This window comes from Nonomuraea sp. NEAU-A123 (genome assembly GCF_018603905.1).
Lineage (GTDB): Bacteria > Actinomycetota > Actinomycetes > Streptosporangiales > Streptosporangiaceae > Nonomuraea.
In genome coordinates this window covers 85646-101213 of record NZ_JAHFZZ010000023.1, presented here as the reverse complement: position 1 = coordinate 101213, position 15568 = coordinate 85646, and the positions used below count along the sequence as shown (strand labels likewise).

Annotated in this window: 17 protein-coding genes; 4 read left to right on the top strand and 13 right to left on the bottom strand. The window is 69.9% G+C overall.

What is annotated here, in order from left to right:
• Positions 1–39 precede the first annotated feature (39 nt).
• Both KLK06_RS46485 and KLK06_RS46480 read right to left on the bottom strand, forming a co-directional pair.
• A complete protein-coding gene (locus tag KLK06_RS46485) occupies positions 40–3030 on the bottom strand; it encodes an ATP-binding protein (RefSeq protein ID WP_214642157.1) in 2991 nt (996 codons plus the stop codon).
• 74 nt (positions 3031–3104) lie between these two features.
• Positions 3105–5039, bottom strand: coding sequence for a hypothetical protein (locus KLK06_RS46480; RefSeq protein ID WP_214642156.1), 1935 nt, complete (start codon positions 5037–5039; stop codon positions 3105–3107).
• A gap of 163 nt (positions 5040–5202) precedes the next feature.
• Between KLK06_RS46480 and KLK06_RS46475 the strand changes: the two genes are divergently transcribed.
• The 3 genes from KLK06_RS46475 to KLK06_RS46465 all read left to right on the top strand — a co-directional run bounded on the left by KLK06_RS46475 (position 5203) and on the right by KLK06_RS46465 (position 7420).
• Entirely contained in the window at positions 5203–5865 is a 663-nt protein-coding gene (locus KLK06_RS46475; RefSeq protein ID WP_214642155.1) for a hypothetical protein, read from the top strand.
• Entirely contained in the window at positions 5862–6491 is a 630-nt protein-coding gene (locus KLK06_RS46470) for a hypothetical protein (protein ID WP_214642154.1), read from the top strand. Before KLK06_RS46475 ends, KLK06_RS46470 begins: the two co-directional genes overlap by 4 nt.
• Positions 6492–6850: 359 nt before the next feature.
• Positions 6851–7420 carry a hypothetical protein gene (locus KLK06_RS46465; protein ID WP_214642153.1) on the top strand — a complete coding sequence of 190 codons (570 nt, stop codon included), beginning with the start codon at positions 6851–6853 and terminating at the stop codon, positions 7418–7420.
• Positions 7421–7445: 25 nt separating this feature from the next.
• Here KLK06_RS46465 and KLK06_RS46460 read toward each other — a convergent pair whose 3' ends face one another.
• The gene (locus KLK06_RS46460; RefSeq protein WP_214642152.1) at positions 7446–8774 is read right to left on the bottom strand and encodes a hypothetical protein; all 1329 of its coding nucleotides are present in this window, start codon (positions 8772–8774) and stop codon (positions 7446–7448) included.
• A 158-nt stretch (positions 8775–8932) separates the two neighbouring features.
• On the opposite strand from KLK06_RS46460, the gene KLK06_RS46455 reads away from it, so the two are divergent.
• Positions 8933–9487 (top strand): helix-turn-helix domain-containing protein, encoded by a 555-nt coding sequence (locus KLK06_RS46455; RefSeq protein ID WP_214642151.1) that lies wholly within the window; start codon positions 8933–8935, stop codon positions 9485–9487.
• Between the two features lie 7 nt (positions 9488–9494).
• On the opposite strand, the gene KLK06_RS46450 is transcribed toward KLK06_RS46455, so the two are convergent.
• The 10 genes from KLK06_RS46450 to KLK06_RS46405 form a co-directional block, all read right to left on the bottom strand.
• Positions 9495–10235, bottom strand: coding sequence for a methylated-DNA--[protein]-cysteine S-methyltransferase (locus KLK06_RS46450; RefSeq protein WP_214642150.1), 741 nt, complete (start codon positions 10233–10235; stop codon positions 9495–9497).
• Positions 10232–10792: an RNA polymerase sigma factor gene (locus tag KLK06_RS46445; protein ID WP_308168751.1), complete on the bottom strand. Its 561-nt coding sequence runs from the start codon at positions 10790–10792 to the stop codon at positions 10232–10234. The genes KLK06_RS46450 and KLK06_RS46445 overlap by 4 nt, the downstream gene beginning before the upstream one ends.
• A gap of 175 nt (positions 10793–10967) precedes the next feature.
• Positions 10968–11297 carry a DUF1416 domain-containing protein gene (locus KLK06_RS46440; RefSeq protein WP_214642149.1) on the bottom strand — a complete coding sequence of 110 codons (330 nt, stop codon included), beginning with the start codon at positions 11295–11297 and terminating at the stop codon, positions 10968–10970.
• Positions 11297–12136 (bottom strand): sulfurtransferase, encoded by an 840-nt coding sequence (locus KLK06_RS46435; RefSeq protein ID WP_214642148.1) that lies wholly within the window; start codon positions 12134–12136, stop codon positions 11297–11299. Before KLK06_RS46435 ends, KLK06_RS46440 begins: the two co-directional genes overlap by 1 nt.
• Positions 12133–12564, bottom strand: coding sequence for a DUF4395 domain-containing protein (locus KLK06_RS46430; RefSeq protein WP_214642147.1), 432 nt, complete (start codon positions 12562–12564; stop codon positions 12133–12135). The genes KLK06_RS46435 and KLK06_RS46430 overlap by 4 nt, the downstream gene beginning before the upstream one ends.
• 177 nt (positions 12565–12741) lie before the next feature.
• Positions 12742–13185 carry a thioredoxin family protein gene (locus tag KLK06_RS46425; RefSeq protein ID WP_214642146.1) on the bottom strand — a complete coding sequence of 148 codons (444 nt, stop codon included), beginning with the start codon at positions 13183–13185 and terminating at the stop codon, positions 12742–12744.
• A gap of 28 nt (positions 13186–13213) precedes the next feature.
• The gene (locus KLK06_RS46420; protein ID WP_250907107.1) at positions 13214–14020 is read right to left on the bottom strand and encodes a zf-HC2 domain-containing protein; all 807 of its coding nucleotides are present in this window, start codon (positions 14018–14020) and stop codon (positions 13214–13216) included.
• The gene (locus KLK06_RS46415; RefSeq protein ID WP_214642240.1) at positions 14020–14532 is read right to left on the bottom strand and encodes a sigma-70 family RNA polymerase sigma factor; all 513 of its coding nucleotides are present in this window, start codon (positions 14530–14532) and stop codon (positions 14020–14022) included. The genes KLK06_RS46420 and KLK06_RS46415 overlap by 1 nt, the downstream gene beginning before the upstream one ends.
• Positions 14533–14569: 37 nt before the next feature.
• Positions 14570–15235 (bottom strand): DUF2993 domain-containing protein, encoded by a 666-nt coding sequence (locus tag KLK06_RS46410; RefSeq protein ID WP_214642144.1) that lies wholly within the window; start codon positions 15233–15235, stop codon positions 14570–14572.
• A gap of 74 nt (positions 15236–15309) precedes the next feature.
• A complete protein-coding gene (locus KLK06_RS46405) occupies positions 15310–15561 on the bottom strand; it encodes a MoaD/ThiS family protein (protein WP_214642239.1) in 252 nt (83 codons plus the stop codon).
• Between the last annotated feature and the right edge of the window lie 7 nt (positions 15562–15568).

Below are 15568 nucleotides of genomic sequence, written 5' to 3'. Positions count from 1 at the left end.
GGCGGGGCGGGAGTCAGATGGCCAAGCCGGTAAACGGATTCAGCTCGGTTCGGCGAAGGAGAGTTCCGGGGCGCCGTCTCGGTCGAATGGCAGGACGAAGCGGCGCGGCCACGACAGTACCCCTTCGAGCCAACCGGCCCCCATCGTCTGCCCCACGTGCCGCAGGCGCGCTGAAGGGTCGACGCCGATCGCGACCGTGGTGATGTCGCGCTGGACGCCCTCGTTCTCGTCGTCGCCCAGGATGACCCGCCAGGCCAGTGCCCTGTTGTGGTCGACCTCCATGGACAGCGGGTGGTGCCGCAGTGCCTTGGCTCGGTGGCCGAGCAGCTCCGAGTGCAGGAGTTCGGCGGAGCCGCCGTTGGAGGCGTTGCGGAACAGGGCGTACTCCATCGGGGGTGCGGGGCTGCGGAGGTTCGGGGCCGGCTGGCCGTACGGGAAGAGTCTGTCGACCTCGTGCAGCCAGCGCACCTGTGGGATGACCCAGGAGGCGCCGGGGCGCTCGCCGCCGCTCTCCACGGCGGCCAGCAGGCGCGTGGCCGTCTCGGCGGCCTTCTCGGTGAGGAGGACCGGGTCGAACCAGGTCCGCAGCGACCAGGCCCGGCGCTGCACCGACCGTTCGATCAGGGTGGCCAGCAGGCACTCTCTGCGCCTGGCCGGCAGGTCGGACCAGGCGGCGGCCAGGACGCGCGGTACGCCGGGCAGCGGCCGGTTGCTCACGAAGGCCAGGACGACCGTGTCGCACCAGATGCGCAGCCAGGCCCAGTCGGGGGCGTCGGCGAGGACGTCGGCCTCGCGCAGCTCGACCAGCGTGCATGCCTGCCCGGTACGGCACTGGCTGCCGCAGGCCGCCGATCTTCGGCCCCGGATCGGCGGGGGCGGGCCGGCCAGGAGCCGCTCGCGGGACTCGCCGAGCGGCACCCGGACGCGTAGCGGGCGGTCCATCCCGTCGGCGAACACCGCGGCGGATCCCGGCTGCAGGGAGACGACGTGGCGGGACTGTTCCTCGCTGAGGTTCATGGCCGCGCCGACGAGCTGCCTGTCGTCCTCGGCGGGGAGGCGGTGGACGACTTTCAGCGCGGTGTTCTTCACCACGTCGGTGACGAGCTTGGTGGGGATCTGCTCGGCCACCACGATGCCCTCGCCATAGGCCCTGATCTCGGCGAGCATGCCGGCCAGCAGTTCGACCGCGTGGGTGGAGGCGCGGCCGGTGCCGCGGTCGCGCAGCAGCCGGTGGGCCTCCTCGATGACGATGACGTGGCGCAGGCCGGTGGACTTCTCCTGCCTGGCCCGCATCCGCAGGTGCTCGACGATGCGGATGATCAGCGTGCCCATCAGGAACGCCTTGTCCTCGTCGTTGGCCACGTCCTCGATCGCCAGCACCACGTTGCGCTCCAGCAGGCCGCCGATGTCGGCCGGGTGGCCGCCCTCGAAGAAGCGTCCGGCCGAGCCGACTCGGAGCGAGCGCAGCCGCAGCGAGATGAAGCCCTCGACATCGGCCTGGACCTCGCGGCCGTAGCCGATCTCCTTGATCACGTCCATGGCGTGCTGCTGGAGCAGTTCGAGGGTCGGCACGCTGGGCGGCACCTTGGAGCCCGGCACGGCGCCGCCGGTGACCACGTCCCAGCCGGTGGCCTCGTAGACGCGCTGCAGGGCCAGCGACATGATCTGCGGGAACGGCTCCTCGGCGTCGAACGCCGCCATGAACAGCGCCCTCACCATGTCGATGTGGGCCTGGACGGGGTAGCCGGGCTCGGGTTCCAGCGGGTTGATGCTGAACGGCACGCCCGCGGGCGCCGACGGGTTGATCACGGTGACCGACTGGGCAGCCCCAGGCTCATGGGTGCCCAGCGGCTCGAGGCGACCGGCCATGGCGGCGTACTCGGACTTGGCGGGCTCGATCGCCAGCCACGGGATGCCGGCCCTGCTGAGCTGCTCCAGCAGGTGCCGGACCGTCTGCGACTTGCCCGAGCCGGTGGCCCCGGTGACGAAGGCGTGCCTGTTGAGCGTGCTCAGCGGCACCCGGAACGAGCCGACGCACCGGTCCTGCCCGTCGAGGATCTCGCCCAGGTCCAGCTCGCCCTCCTCGGCCTCGGAGGTCACGTCGAAGAACCCCGAGTCGAGCACCCGTACGCCGGGCACCTCGCGCCTGGGCAGCCCGGCCAGCGCCGCGAGCGCCCCGGCGGTGGCGGCGAAGGGGGCGGCCGCGCCGTCGGCCGGATCCTGCATGGTCAGGCCGAGCGCCTCCGACAGGCCGTAGACGGCGCCCTGGGCACTGCGGAGCCGGTACGGATGGTGGCTCATCTCGACGGAGCCGACCAGGACCGGCGCGATCTGCCGGAGCTCCTCGGCCGTGGCGCCGCCGGCCAGCACGCGGACGTTCCAGAGCCCGGCCTCGCGGAAGGCGTCGAGCTCCTGCATCCGGCGCTCGGCCCGCTCGGCGTCGAACCTGCTGCGCTCAGAGGCGTCGCCGTACTGCCTGAGCACGTTGAGCTGCGTACGCAGGTGCGCGACCTCGGCGTCGAGCAGGTCGGTCGGCTCGGCCACCACCAGCCACGCGAACGGCCTCGACATGAGCGTGACCAGCGTCGCCTCGAACAGCGTCGGCCGCTTCAGCTCGTCAGGTTCGAGCCCGCCGAACTCACGCCGGCCGCCGAGCGGCGGCGCCTGCCGTCCCGGGCACGGCGTCCACACCAGGTCGGCGAGGTCGGCCAGGTACTCCTCGTCGAGCTGCACCCCGCGCGCCCCGCCGGGGAAGAGCAGCGGCTGCGGACCGGCCGGCACCCCCGGCGCGTCCGTGGCGCGGCGCGGCTGGCGCGGCGGCGACAGCGGCCCGGCGTTGGTGATGAGCTCCAGCGGCGCACCGGAACCGCGGGAGAGCCAGCCGATGACGAACGGCCGGTCACGTTGCGCCGCGGACAACACGGCGGGCAGCACGGTGACGAAGTCCCACTCCGCCGACGAGCTTCGCGAGGGTGCCGCGATCGACTGGATTCGGTACCAGGGCCCGCTCAGCGAGACACTCGGCTGCATTTCATTCCCCCACAGACGGTTGTTAGTAAAGTCCCGCCGACCGTCCGCACGTCACCTTGACATTGACCATGTCATTACCTGTCCTTGCGCCAGTCCAGGCGTGGCGGCGGCGGGCCGAGGTTCGGCGGCGGCTCGCCGTCTCCGTCTCCGCCCTTGCCGTCGATCGCGAGTACGGCCTCGCGGACGTCCTCCAGCTCGCCGAGCGTGGTCTTGGGGAATGTGAGGATTGCCGGGTTCGCGTCGGCAAGGCGGACCCGGCGGCCCTGCGCGGTCGCGTCAGTGACGATCACGGACGTGGTGGGCAACTGCTGGAGCTGATGCGGCTCGACGAGGAACTCGCGGGAACGCTGCAGCACCCGCTCCTTCTCGGCGATCTTGTCGGCCGTCCTGCCCCACTCCGTCGACTCGACGAGGTCCTCCGCGAGGTCCGTACGGTTGTCGTCGCGCGCCCCCGAAGCGTCCTCGACCTGGGAGATCGTCGAGGTGTAGCCGCCGTCGAGTCCGGGGATCGAGTCGCTGATCGTCTCGGTGAGCTGGGCCAGCTCCAGCCGGTGCTCGGTGCCGACGTGCTCGCTGGCCACCCTGGCGTCCTCGGCGTTGCCCAGGCGCATGAACGCCACCGCCGCGTGGCCCCTGCCGAGCCGCTCCCGCACGGTCGGGGTCAGGCTCCGGTATGTCAGGACCAGGCCGGTCCTGGACGTCTCACAGGCGTCCATGAGCCGGTCGAGCACGTCGCCGCGGAGCTTGTCGGCGCCCGCCACGATGATCGTGTGATACCAGGGCCGGTCGGAGGCGGGCGATTGGCGCAGGATGTGGGTGAGCGCGGTGGCCACGTAGGTGCCGAGGACCCGGTTGCCGAACACACCGGCCTGCCGGTCCATGCTCACCACCCTGAGCCTGGCCGGCGGCAGCCGTACGGCCTGCGTGCCGAGCGTCTCCAGCTTGCGCAACTGCGACTCCAGGGCCCAGGCGCGCTCGATCACCACGCGGTCGCTGACGCCGCGCCCGAACAGCGTGCCGATCCGTTCGAGCTGCGTCGCCGTGATCAGCCCGAACCTCAGGTCGTCGCGCGGGTCGCCGACCTGGGCGAGTGCCCGCAGCGCGGCGGTGACCTGGTTGATCGTGGCGTTCTCGCCGAGCACCTCCAGCACCCGTTCGAGGATCGCGTTGTCGAAGCTGAGGTCGCGCGTGGTGCGGTGCTCCTCGCTCACGCTGACCACGTGGGCGAGTACGTCGGCGAACGCCTCGGGCTTCAGCGTCGCGCCCAGGTCCAGCCGGGGCAGGTCCGTCGGCAGCACCCAGACCAGCGGGTCGTCGCCGCCCCGGCGGGCCAGCTCGATCAGGTCCTTGGCGATCGCGCCCTCGGACAGGTCGAGCACGGTGAGGTGGCCGCCGCTGTAGAGGCGGGTGGCGCCGAGCAGCGTGATCAGCGCCGACCAGCCGGGCAGCGTGCCGCCCGCCACGTCGATGCGGTCGATCTCGTCGGGGACGGCCACGGCGTACCAGGTGAGCTGGCGGTCGTGGCGTTCCTTGACCTCCTGCCACTCGCGGTAGCGCTGGGCGTGCTCTTCCTGCGCGCGGAACAGCTCTTTGTCACGTTCCTGTCGCTGGCGGTCGTCGCGGGCCTGCTGCTCGGTCACCCGGTAACGGACCGCCCGGTCGCCCTGGACGAGCGCGTAGCTGCAGATGATCGCCACGCCGCCGGCCGCGACCAGACCGAGCAGGGCGAACGACCACCGCAGGAGGCCGGCGACGGCCAGCCCGAGTATCAGCACCGTGAGGATGACCATGAACACCCTGAACACCCGCACGGGCCGGTTGAGCAGGTCTTCCTGGAAGCGTTCGCGCCGCAGCAACTCCTGGTCGGCCGCCGCGGAGGTGGCCTCCTCCTCGGCGGGCGAGGGGCGTTTCGGCGGCGGTCCCGGATCAGGATGCAGCAGGATGTACTGCCAGCCCAGGTAGATGCGGTCCGCCTGGAGCTGCGCATGCTCGGGATGCACGTCCGCCACGTGACCCTCCGGCCGCGATATGTCGTTAGTGGGGGCTGACCCTCCGCTCCGTGACAGCGTATGAGCTACACCCCCTGCTGCGGCAGGGTTCTCGGCAATTAGACCAGCCAGATGGGAGGCTAGCGGCAGATGGGGCAAGCGTGACCTATTACCATCCTTACCCATGACGGAACCCTCCGGCGGCAGCGACAAACCCAAACGCCCGGTAGTGGTGCCCGCAGTGGCCCTGGTGGCGGTCACCGCCCTCGGCATCACCGCCCTGCTCGGCGGTTTCGCCGAGGTTCCCGATCCCGCTCCTCCCCAGTACGGTGAGGGAGCGGTGCTCGACCAGGGACAGTTCAGCACCCAGTTCGTGGCGGCCAAGGTGAGCACGCAGAAGGCCACAGCCGCCTGGGATACCGACAAGCGCTTCGTGGAGCTGGTCTTCAAGGTGACGAACCAAGGCAAGGCCACCGCCATGGTCGGCCTTCCGCCGGACAAGCCGGAGCGCGCGGCCTCGCTGACGAGCTTCGCCGGGTCGCTGGTCAAGGTGACCCCGCAGGTGCAGGTGAAGGGCGTGCCGTCGGTCTACAGCCTGTCGAAGAACGCGAAGAGCGGCCAGCTCCAGCCGGGCGTCCCGACCACGGTCATCCTCCGGTACGACCTGGACAAGGCGGCCACGCCTCCGAAGAAGGTGACGCTGGACGTGGGGGGCTTCGCCTACGAGCCGGGCTTCAACGACCCGAGCTTCCACTGGAACATGATCTCGGAAGATGACGACAACGTCCGGCTCCCCGTCGTCCAGGCCCAGGTGACGCTCCCGGTGCACGACGCGGAGGCGGCATGACCGCCACGGCTTCCCGCCGCCCGCGCGGCCGCGGTTCCCGTTCCCGCCGGCCGGGCGGCTCGCGGGTGCTCGGCGCCCTCGCCGGCCTGGTGCTGCTGGGCGGCGCCGTCGGCCTCCAGACGCTCAACCCGACCCCGAACGAGATCGACGCGCCCATCACCACCGTCGGCGCCAAGGGCCAGGACGTGAACGCGGGCAGGTTCGCGGTGCGCGTCAACTCGGTAGCGTCGGCGCGCGCCGTACAGGGTCTGTCCGGGAAGGTGGAGACCGAGCAGCTGTTCCTGGTCGTCCAGGCGTCCGCGACCTCGGACACCAAGCCCATGCACCTGGGCACGCCCGCGCTGCTGACTCCGGACGGCGTCACCTACGACGCCACGGACAAGATCGAGTCCTCCGAGACGCTGGCCAACCCCTGGGTGCAGCCGGGCTTCTGGGTCAACGGCTACTTCGTCTTCGAGATCCCCCCTTCGGCGCTCGAAGGCGCGCGGGTCGTGTTCAAGCTGCCCGGATCGGCACTGGTCGAGCCTTTCGAGCCGGAGGTCGAGGTCGACCTGGGCATCGACGGCCCGGCGGCGGCCCGGCTCAAGTCGGCGCCCAGCGATGTCTACACCCTGAAGAAGAGCTGATGAGCACAGACGACCGCGGCTGGTTCTCCCCTCCGCCCAGCCAGAATCCGGACCCCCAGCGTCAGCCTCCATCCCAGCCCCCCGCTCAGCCTCAGGCGAGGCCGCGGCGCCGGCGTCCGGTCTCGCGCGCCCCGCGGATCGTCCCTCCCGACCAGCAGGTGTGGCCGCCCAAGCGGGTGGAACCCACGGTGGAGAGCTCCACCCAGCCGATCCCGGCCATCCCCAGCGCCGGGCCGCTGCCTCGGCCCTCCAGGCAACCCCCCGCCGTAGAACCGCCCCCTCCCGTAGAAGCGCCCCCGCACATAGCCCCGCCTGTAGAACCACCCGTAGAGCCGCCCACCATCGAGGTCCCGGCCGCCGTGGCTCCGCCGCCGCGCCGGCGCCGACCTGTGCTGACGGCGCTCGGCGCCGCGGCCGCGCTGGTCGTGGCGCTCGGGGCGCTGACCTACGACCGCTATCACGTCTACCTGGTCCGGTCGGGGCAGTCTTCGCCGATGCGGGAGCAGGTGGTGCCGGCGGGGCAGTCCGTCACGGTCAAGCACGTCAGCTGGAAGTCCACGCTGGCGACCGTGCCGCAGTTGCCCGGCGACAAGCCCCAGCCGGGGACGGCCTACGCCAAGATCGACATCGTCCGGTCGGCCGTCGACGCGGACGGCGCGGTCAAGACGGCCAAACCCAAGGAACTCTTCGTGACGGATCGCCAGGGCCGCACCTGGGTGGCCCTCGTCGCCGACGACACGACGCCGACCGAGAAGATGGAGATCGGCAAGCCGTACCGGATGACGGCCTATGCCCGGGTGCCGCAAGCGCAGGCGGGCGAGGTCGAGCTGCTGCTCACGCCGAGCAACTACCGCGCGGACATCCCCACGAGCGAACTGATGACCACGAAGACCGAACCGGAGCAGGACGTGCTGCGCTTCAAGCGCTGACGCCCCGTCCGGCGCCTAAGGCGCTTCAGGCGCCGGCGCCCATCCGGCCGTCGGGTACGGCGGGCGCCGGCGCCATCCGGCGGCCGCGCGTGGCCGCGATGTCGAACGCGGCGGCCAGCAGGGCCATGGTCAGGACCGTGACGAGCAGGTTCTGGACGAAGTCGATGGGCGGACCGATGGCCATCCAGAACCACTCCGTCTTCGACCCGATCAGCGTCCGCACGCCGCGCATCGCGTACTCCGCGCCGACGTGCAGCGACACGTAGCACAGGCACATCATCCCGAACAGCGCCATACCGCCCGTCAGCGTCTGCCTGAAGGAGTTGGCCAGCGGGACCCAACGCTCCTGGAAGCCGCCGGTGATCCTCTCGACCGACTTCTGGGTGAGCGAGTGAGTCGAGTAGAGCTTGTCGATCCCCTTCTCGAAGCGGGTGTCGCGGAGCATCGTACGGGCGTCGTCGGCGTACGTGCCGAAGACCAGCACCGCCACCGTGAGCCAGGTGAGCGGGATGAAGACGCCGTCCACGATGTACGGCCAGATGTCACCGACCGCTCCCCAGAACGCCTCCCAGCCCGGGATGTTCTGCTCGGCCTGCGACACGAGCTGGCCGGAGGTGGACACGGCGGCGCGGTGCGAGACCCAGTCGGAGCGCGCGTTGGCCAGCACGAAGGTGGCGTTCAGGCTGAAGAACACGAAGGCGAACTCCGACACCGCCGTGGCCAGCCCGGAGACCTTCCCGTCCCCCCGCTCCACCATTCTGCTGAACAGCGCGCGCAGCAGGAACGCGACCACCATCAGCGCGAGCGAGATCCGCCAGTCGAGGTCGATGAGCCCCCGCCCGACCGTGCTGCTCCTGCCGAGGAAACTGTCGCTGAAGAAGTCGTCGATGTTGTGCAGGAAGTCGGTCTGTACGAAGTCCCGGGCGTCCTCGACATGGAACCCCCAGGTCAGATATATGACCGCGAAAGCCGGGGCGACGCGGTTCATCGAGACCCAGTAGCGCTCGTCCTCCTCGCCCGACGCCCGCCGGGCGGCGATCTCCCAGAGCGCGCCCCGCAGCGACCACAGCATGCCCGCGGTGACCGTCATCGACGCCAGGACGATGAGCGTCAGCACCGCGATGGTCGCGACCAGGCGGAACTGCCGGGCGTCTCCATGAGAGATCTCAGTGCCGAGATAGAGCAGCGCGAAGCGCACCGCCTGACCGGCCGAGAACCAGGCGATCAGCGGTAGCGCGCACTTCCCTGCGATACGGAGCGCGTGCAAGGGCAGCGAGAACGGCGACGGCATCGGTCCCTGCCCTGGTACGGGCACGGACCGGGACGGGGCCATCACTCCTGACAACGCGGACACCCACGGGATCCTACAGACATGTCGACACATGCGCCTATCAGGCATGATGATCGTCTGACGCCCTTCCCGCACCGGACCGGAATGATCAGCGCGAAATGGTGACAACCAACCCCGAGCGCCCGGCCCAATCCAGCGGGATTCTGAGGCAACATGGCGACATGGAATCGCGGCCCGCACTGGACACAGATCCGCGCGTGGTCGGGGAGCGAGTACGGGTGCTCCGGCAGGCGGCCGGCGTCTCGCTGTCCGAGCTGGCCAATCGCGCCGGCATCGGCAAGGCGACTCTGTCCGGCGTGGAGACCGGCACGCGCAACCCGACGCTGGAGACGCTCTGGGCCATCACCGCCCAGCTCGGCGTGCCGATCGGCGCGATACTCGACACGCCGCCGTCGCCGCAGATCATGCGTGGCACGGCGATCGAGGCGGCGCTGCTGGAGCTGTTCGAGGACGAGTGGGTGACCTACGAGCTGTACCGGCTGCGCATCCCGCCCGGCATCACCCAGACCTCGGCCGCGCACCTCGAAGGCGTGAGCGAGCACCTCACGGTCTTCAGCGGCACGCTGATCGCGGGCCCGGTGGACGCGCCGCTGACGGCGAGACCGGGCCACCACATCTCGTGGCTTTCGGACGTCCCGCACAGTTACCGCGCGGTCGGCCCGGAAGAGGTCAAAGCCTCGCTGCTGATGCGCTACCCGACGCCGGTCCGCCCCTGAGGGGCACTCAGGCGGCCAGGGCGGGCTTGCACGTCCGGCAGGGCCGGTAGCCGGCCTCCTGAGCCTGGGCGAGGCTGCGGAAGCCGTGCCGGTGCGCGGAGGTGATGCGCCGGGCGTTGTGACAGGTCGGGAAGCACACCACGCCCGTGGTGTCGCTGGCCAGGTAGAACACCCGCTCCCGCGCCAGCCCGCGCAGCGCGTCCAGATCCACGCCCTCGGCCAGCAGCAGCCGTTCCTTGGCCGTCGCCCCGAACACGTAGTCGCCCGCCACCCCGTCGGACCTGGTCACCCGGTGGCACGGGACGAGCAGCGGGACCGGGTTCGCGCCCAGCGCCGCACCCACCGCGCGCACCGCCTTGGGCCTGCCCACCCGGGCCGCGACCCAAGCGTAGGGCCGCACCTCGCCCCGGGGGATCGTCCGGGCGGCGAGCAGGACGTCGCGCTGGAAGTCGCTCAGCCCCCGCAGGTCGAGCGCGATCCCCGAGGACCGTCCTGTGCGCAGCGCGGGCACCAGTCCGGCGGGCGGCCGGTCGGCGGGCAGCAACGGACGTCCGGCGCGGGCCCTGAAGGCGGCGGCGAAGCCGTCGCCCAGATGAACGTAGGAGATGCCCTGGTCGGTGAACGCGACGGACACCTCCCCGAGCGGGCCCGGCGCCGTCACCCAGCGCGCGGCGATCCGGTCGAGCAGCCCGTCGGGCGCGTCCGTGGCGAGGGCCGCGAGTCCGGCGAGCAGCGGATCCTGGGTCATGGGGCACCTCCTAGCGTGCGCAGGCGCTTCAGTCCCCGCGACACGTGCGACTTGACGGTGCCCTGCGGAATCCTGAGCACCCTGGCGATCTCACTGACCGGCAGATCGACGACATGCTTGAGCACGACGGCCGCCCGCTGTTCGTCGGGCAGCATGCCGAGCAACTCGGCGAGCTCGTCGCCGGTCTCACGCCGCGCCGCCGCGTCTTCGACGCTCTCCCGTGGATCAACGGTATCGACCGGCTCCTCACGCAGATCGGGTGGCGGCTTCCGGGACTTGGCACGGGCGCAGTTCCGCCAGATGTTCAGCAGAATGGTCAGGAGCCAAGCGCGCGGTTGCAAGGCGGCGATCCGGTCCCGCTCATAGCCGGCCATGGCCCGGTAGGCACGCAGGAACGTCTCAGCGGTGAGGTCCTCGGCGTCGGCCCACCGACCGCTCAGCCGCAACGCGGTCGAGAACACCACCCCGCGATAGACGCCGAACAGCTCGGCGAACCCCTCATCGAGGTCGTCGAGCAGCGCCTTCCGCACCGGGTCGAGGCAGTCGATGTCACTCACACCAGGTAGAACACCGCCGGCGCGGATTCGGTTGCACGCTTGACCGGCCATGGTCCCACCGTCTCGTCACGGCGCTGGAAAGCGCCGCGACAAGCGAAAAGACCCGCGCCCGAAGTCGGACGCGGGTCCTTTCATGCGCCCAGGAGGACGCGAGCCTGTTCTGGAGACAGATGGATCAGACGGTGACGGCCAGCTGCGACACTTCGCCCAGCCTCGCCTCGACCTGGACGTCACGCGTGACGCCGCCGCCGGCGATGATGCGCACGGTCCAGTCGCCCGGTGCGGCGAAGAAGCGGAACACGCCCTCGTCCGACACGACGACTTCGCCGGTGAACTCGCCGGAGTGGTCGAGCAGCCGCGCGTACGCGGTGCCGACGCCCGTCACGACGCCCTGGATCACGGCCTGGTTGGACAGATCGATCCCCGCGGGCAGCGTGATGGTCTGCTCCGGAGCTCCGCAACCCGGTGCGGCCTGTACGGTCTGTGCGGTCTGAGTGGTGCTCATCAGCGGGCTTCCCCCAACTCGATCGGCACGCCCACGAGCGAGCCGTATTCGGTCCACGAACCGTCGTAGTTCTTCACGTTCGCCTGGTCGAGCAGCTCGTGCAGCACGAACCAGGTGTGCGCCGAACGCTCGCCGATGCGGCAGTAGGCGATCGTGTCCTTGTCGAAGTTGACGCCCGCGTCGCCGTAAAGCGTGCGCAGGTCATCGTCGGTCTTGAAGGTGCCGTCGTCGTTGGCCGCCTTGGACCACGGGATGCTGCGAGCGGTGGGTACGTGACCCGCGCGCTGCGCCTGCTCCTGTGGCAGGTGGGCCGGGGCGAGCAGCTTGCCGGTGAACTCGTCGGGAGAGCGGACGTCGACCAGGTTGAGCTTGCCGATCGCGGCGACCACGTCGTCGCGGAAGGCGCGGATGGCGAGGTCCTGCTCCTGGGCCACGTAGGAGGTCTTGGCGCGCTGCGGCACGTCCTTGACCAGCTCGCGCGAGTCGAGCTCCCACTTCTTACGCCCGCCGTCGAGCAGCTTGACGTTGTCGTGGCCGTAGAGCTTGAAGTACCAGTAGGCGTAGGCGGCGAACCAGTTGTTGTTTCCGCCATAAAGCACGACGGTGTCGTCGTTGGAGATGCCGCGCTCGGACAGCAGCGTCTCGAAGCCGGTCTTGTCCACGAAGTCGCGGCGGACCGGGTCCTGAAGGTCCTTCTGCCAATCGACCTTCACGGCGCCACGGATGTGGCCCTTGTCATAGGCACTGGCGTCTTCATCGACCTCGACGAGGACGACGCCGGGGGTGTCGAGGTTGGCCTCGACCCATTCGGCATCCACCAGGACGGCGGAGCGGCTCATTCGGGAACCTCCAATTTGGCGGCGGGCAGTAGACGGCGAATCAGCAGATACGTTTCGCAGCCAAGGCAGAATCCAAAGGCTGCGTTGAGGAAGGCGGCGAGGAGAGCCGCAGCCGTGGCCACGAGGGCCAGCGGCGTGATCCCGGCGAGGTATCCGACCAGGCCCGCGACCGCGAAGACCAGCCCGACACCCTGCGCGAAGCGGGGCGGGCGGGCGTCCTCTGTCTCCTTCGGAGCGCTCTTGACGAACGCCTTGTAAAGCATCCCGTACGGCGAGCGGTGTGCCACGCCGAGTGCGAAGACCAGCGCCTGAGCGGCGAGCAGCACCGGCGCAGCCGACGGCCAGACGCTCCCCGTCACCAGGACGAGGGCGAGGACCACAGTCGTAATGATCGCGCTGAAGCGCAGCGCTCTAGGGTCGGCACGCATCGAAGGATGCTCCTGAAGGGGGTCGGATTGGGGCGGATCGGAAGTCCGCGCGAGACCGTCCTCAGGCAGCGCGACAGAGCGCGGTGGCGACGCGGCAGAAATCAACCGCGCGCCGCTTCGTCAGCAGCTCTGTCGATGGGTTCATGGCGATGACACTACCCGCCGTCTCGCCATCTGTCACATGTCGTCCGGGTTTTGAGACGAAACGTGAGACACAGCCCCTGCCAGAGCGGCGAGAACGTCCGCCTTGCGGGGCTGGCCGGACGCCCTTTTCACGATGTTTCCTGAGCTGTCGAGGACGAGGACCGTCGGCGTACGCATGATGTCGAGCCGCCGCACGAGATCCAGCCGCGACTCCGCGTCGATCTCGACATGCGCCACACCCGGCACGAGCTCGCTGACGTCGGCCAGCACCCGCCGGGTCGCCCGGCACGGCTGGCAGAAGGCGGTCGAGAACTGCACGAGCGTCGCCCGCTCGCCCAGGTCCGTACCGAGGTCGGCCATGACCAGGCGGTCGTCCGCCTGAGCCGTGTCGCGCACCCTGCCGTCGCGGCGCAGCCGTACCACCCCGATCACCGAGCCGAGCGCCAGCGTCGCCAGCACCACCCATAGTCCTGTCATCCCTTGTTGCAACCTCGGGGGGAACGGATTACTTCCGCTTGGGGACCGGAATCTTGACGAGCACCTTGCCGCCCGCGTCGACGATCTCGAACCTGGCGATGTCGTTCATCGGGATCCGGGTCTGGCGCGGGAAGACGGCCTTGTCCGCGTAGGTCTCGCGCTCGACCGTCCAGCTCTCGGTGGGGTCGAGCTCCCCTCGCTTGCCGACCACCACCAGCTGGCACGTCGTGCCGATCGGCACGCCCTTGATCCGTACCGCCAGCTTGGTCACGTCGTCGCCGGGGAAGGCCGCCACGGTCGCGTAGTAGCGCCTGGCCTCGTTCTCGCCGGCGAACTCGCGGCCGGGTGCCGTCGGGCTCGCCGATGGCCTCGGGGTCGGCCGCACCGCGGACTTGCGCTGCGCGTCACTCGGCGCGCTGTCCTGTGCCGCGGAGAACGCCGAGTTCTCCTGGGGCGCGGACGGCGCGGCGCTGGCGGCGGGCGCGGCGGCGGAGGTCTGGTGGGCGTTCGACTGCTGGGAGGCCGTCCACACCGTGCCGCCGACCGCCATCACCGCGACCGAGGCGGCCACGGCCAGCAGCGCGCGTCCCCTCCTGCGGCGCCGGGCGCGGGCGTTCAGCAGCCGGTCGAGCACCTGGCGCGGGGGGCTGGCGACCAGCTCGACGTCGCGCTCCGACACCTTGCCGAGGAAGGACGCGACGCCCTCCATGTCCAGGAGCTCGCCTCCGCACACCTCACAGGTCGCCAGGTGGACGTCGATCTCCATCGCCTCTTCGGGCTCCAGCGCGCCGAGCGCGTGCGCGCCCAGTGACAGCCGCACCTCCTCACACGTCATCACGGCGCCAGCCCTCGCTCCTCGAGCGCGAGCCTGAGCGCGCGCAGCGCGTAGTAGGTGCGTGACTTGACCGTGCCCGGCGGGATGCCCAGCGTGGCCGACGCCTCCTTCACCGATCTCCCCCGGTAGTAGACCTCCAACAGCACCTCACGGTGCTCGGGCCGCAACGCGGCCAGCGCCTCGGCCACGGCCCACGACTCGACCGCCCGCTCCAGCTCGTCGTCCGCCGGTAGTACGGCGAGCGCCTCATCACCGGTCTCCGGCGGGCGGGACTTGCGGGCGCGGTGCTGGTCTACGACGAGATTACGGGCAACCGTAAACAACCATGCACGAATCGGGCGGCCGGTGAGGGCGTCAGGATGCCGCCAAGCCCGCAGCAGCGTTTCCTGCACGACGTCCTCCGCTCGTCCCGAATCGCCCGTGAGTCGCAGCACGTATCCGTAGAGTGGCCCAGCGTGCTCGTCGAAGAGAGTCTTAACCAGCTCCTCGTCGGCGGTGTCGGCTGCAGTCACACCCTCATCACGTACGGCGGGGCTGACCGGTTCGAAGTCATCCACGGAGCGGCACGTCAGACGCTTCGGCAGCGAACTCCAATCCTTCGGCCACGCTCTTCACTCCTGTCACCTTGACGTCGAACGGGAGCTTCCCCTTGAACGGGATCGTGTACGTCACGAACTGCGCGAGCGCGGCGGGCACGCCCTGGATCTTCTCCGCTTGGAGCTTGATACCCCCGTCGGTGACCTGGACGCGCAGCTCCGCGTTGAACTTCACCTTGCTCACCCCTACCGTCACCTCACCCGACGCGACGAGCCGCTGGCCGTTCCCGGAGATCTTGACGCCCTGCGGCGCGTACTTGTCGATCGTCGCCCTGGTCAGGGTGCCGCGGACGGTCAGGCGCCCGGCCCGGACGTTGGCTCTGTTCTGGAGCACGTCGGCCAGCGGAGCGGTCACGTCGTAGGCGACGCCCTGCAGGTTCTTCACCGGAACTCCCCCGTAGGTGAGAGTGCCGAGATTGAACCGTACCTCCGGATACCTCCCGGAGACTGCCTGTGTAAGAAATGGGATGCCCTCAATTGTCACGGTTGGCGTGCTGTTGAGGTCTGCCGCGGCACCGATCCGGTTGGCGAGATCGCGCTGCACTCCGGCGACCGCCACTCGATCGACGACGGCGAGGAGAACGACCAGCACGATCAGGAAAATGATCAGTTTGCGCATCGGACATCCTGTCTCACAACGGGGGATCATGAGCTTATCGACTGGGATGCCTCATTCCCCGAACAAGCGTCCGATCACCCGCCGGCGAAGGGCGGCAGCACCTCGACCGTCGCTCCGTCGCCCAGGATCACCTCCTCGTGGGCCCGCTTGCCCACCGGCGAGCCGTCGACCAGGAAGGACGAACGGCCGATCACGCGGGCAAGTTCGGCACGATTTTGTGTGATTTTGGTCATGAGTTCGCCAAGTGTGACCGCGTCGAACGGCTCCTCGGCCACTCCGGCCGCCTCTTTCGCGGCGGCCCAATAACGTACCTTTCCCGTGGCCATGGCCACC

Bases quoted from the DNA above. Each gene is read 5' to 3' on its own strand.
- KLK06_RS46485 (WP_214642157.1), bottom strand. From the start codon at position 3,030: ATGCAGCCGAGTGTCTCGCTGAGCGGGCCCTGGTACCGAATCCAGTCG.
- KLK06_RS46475 (WP_214642155.1), top strand. From the start codon at position 5,203: ATGACGGAACCCTCCGGCGGCAGCGACAAACCCAAACGCCCGGTAGTG.
- KLK06_RS46470 (WP_214642154.1), top strand. From the start codon at position 5,862: ATGACCGCCACGGCTTCCCGCCGCCCGCGCGGCCGCGGTTCCCGTTCC.
- KLK06_RS46455 (WP_214642151.1), top strand. From the start codon at position 8,933: ATGGAATCGCGGCCCGCACTGGACACAGATCCGCGCGTGGTCGGGGAG.
- KLK06_RS46450 (WP_214642150.1), bottom strand. From the start codon at position 10,235: ATGACCCAGGATCCGCTGCTCGCCGGACTCGCGGCCCTCGCCACGGAC.
- KLK06_RS46440 (WP_214642149.1), bottom strand. From the start codon at position 11,297: ATGAGCACCACTCAGACCGCACAGACCGTACAGGCCGCACCGGGTTGC.
- KLK06_RS46435 (WP_214642148.1), bottom strand. From the start codon at position 12,136: ATGAGCCGCTCCGCCGTCCTGGTGGATGCCGAATGGGTCGAGGCCAAC.
- KLK06_RS46430 (WP_214642147.1), bottom strand. From the start codon at position 12,564: ATGCGTGCCGACCCTAGAGCGCTGCGCTTCAGCGCGATCATTACGACT.
- KLK06_RS46425 (WP_214642146.1), bottom strand. From the start codon at position 13,185: ATGACAGGACTATGGGTGGTGCTGGCGACGCTGGCGCTCGGCTCGGTG.
- KLK06_RS46420 (WP_250907107.1), bottom strand. From the start codon at position 14,020: ATGACGTGTGAGGAGGTGCGGCTGTCACTGGGCGCGCACGCGCTCGGC.
- KLK06_RS46410 (WP_214642144.1), bottom strand. From the start codon at position 15,235: ATGCGCAAACTGATCATTTTCCTGATCGTGCTGGTCGTTCTCCTCGCC.
- KLK06_RS46405 (WP_214642239.1), bottom strand. From the start codon at position 15,561: ATGGCCACGGGAAAGGTACGTTATTGGGCCGCCGCGAAAGAGGCGGCC.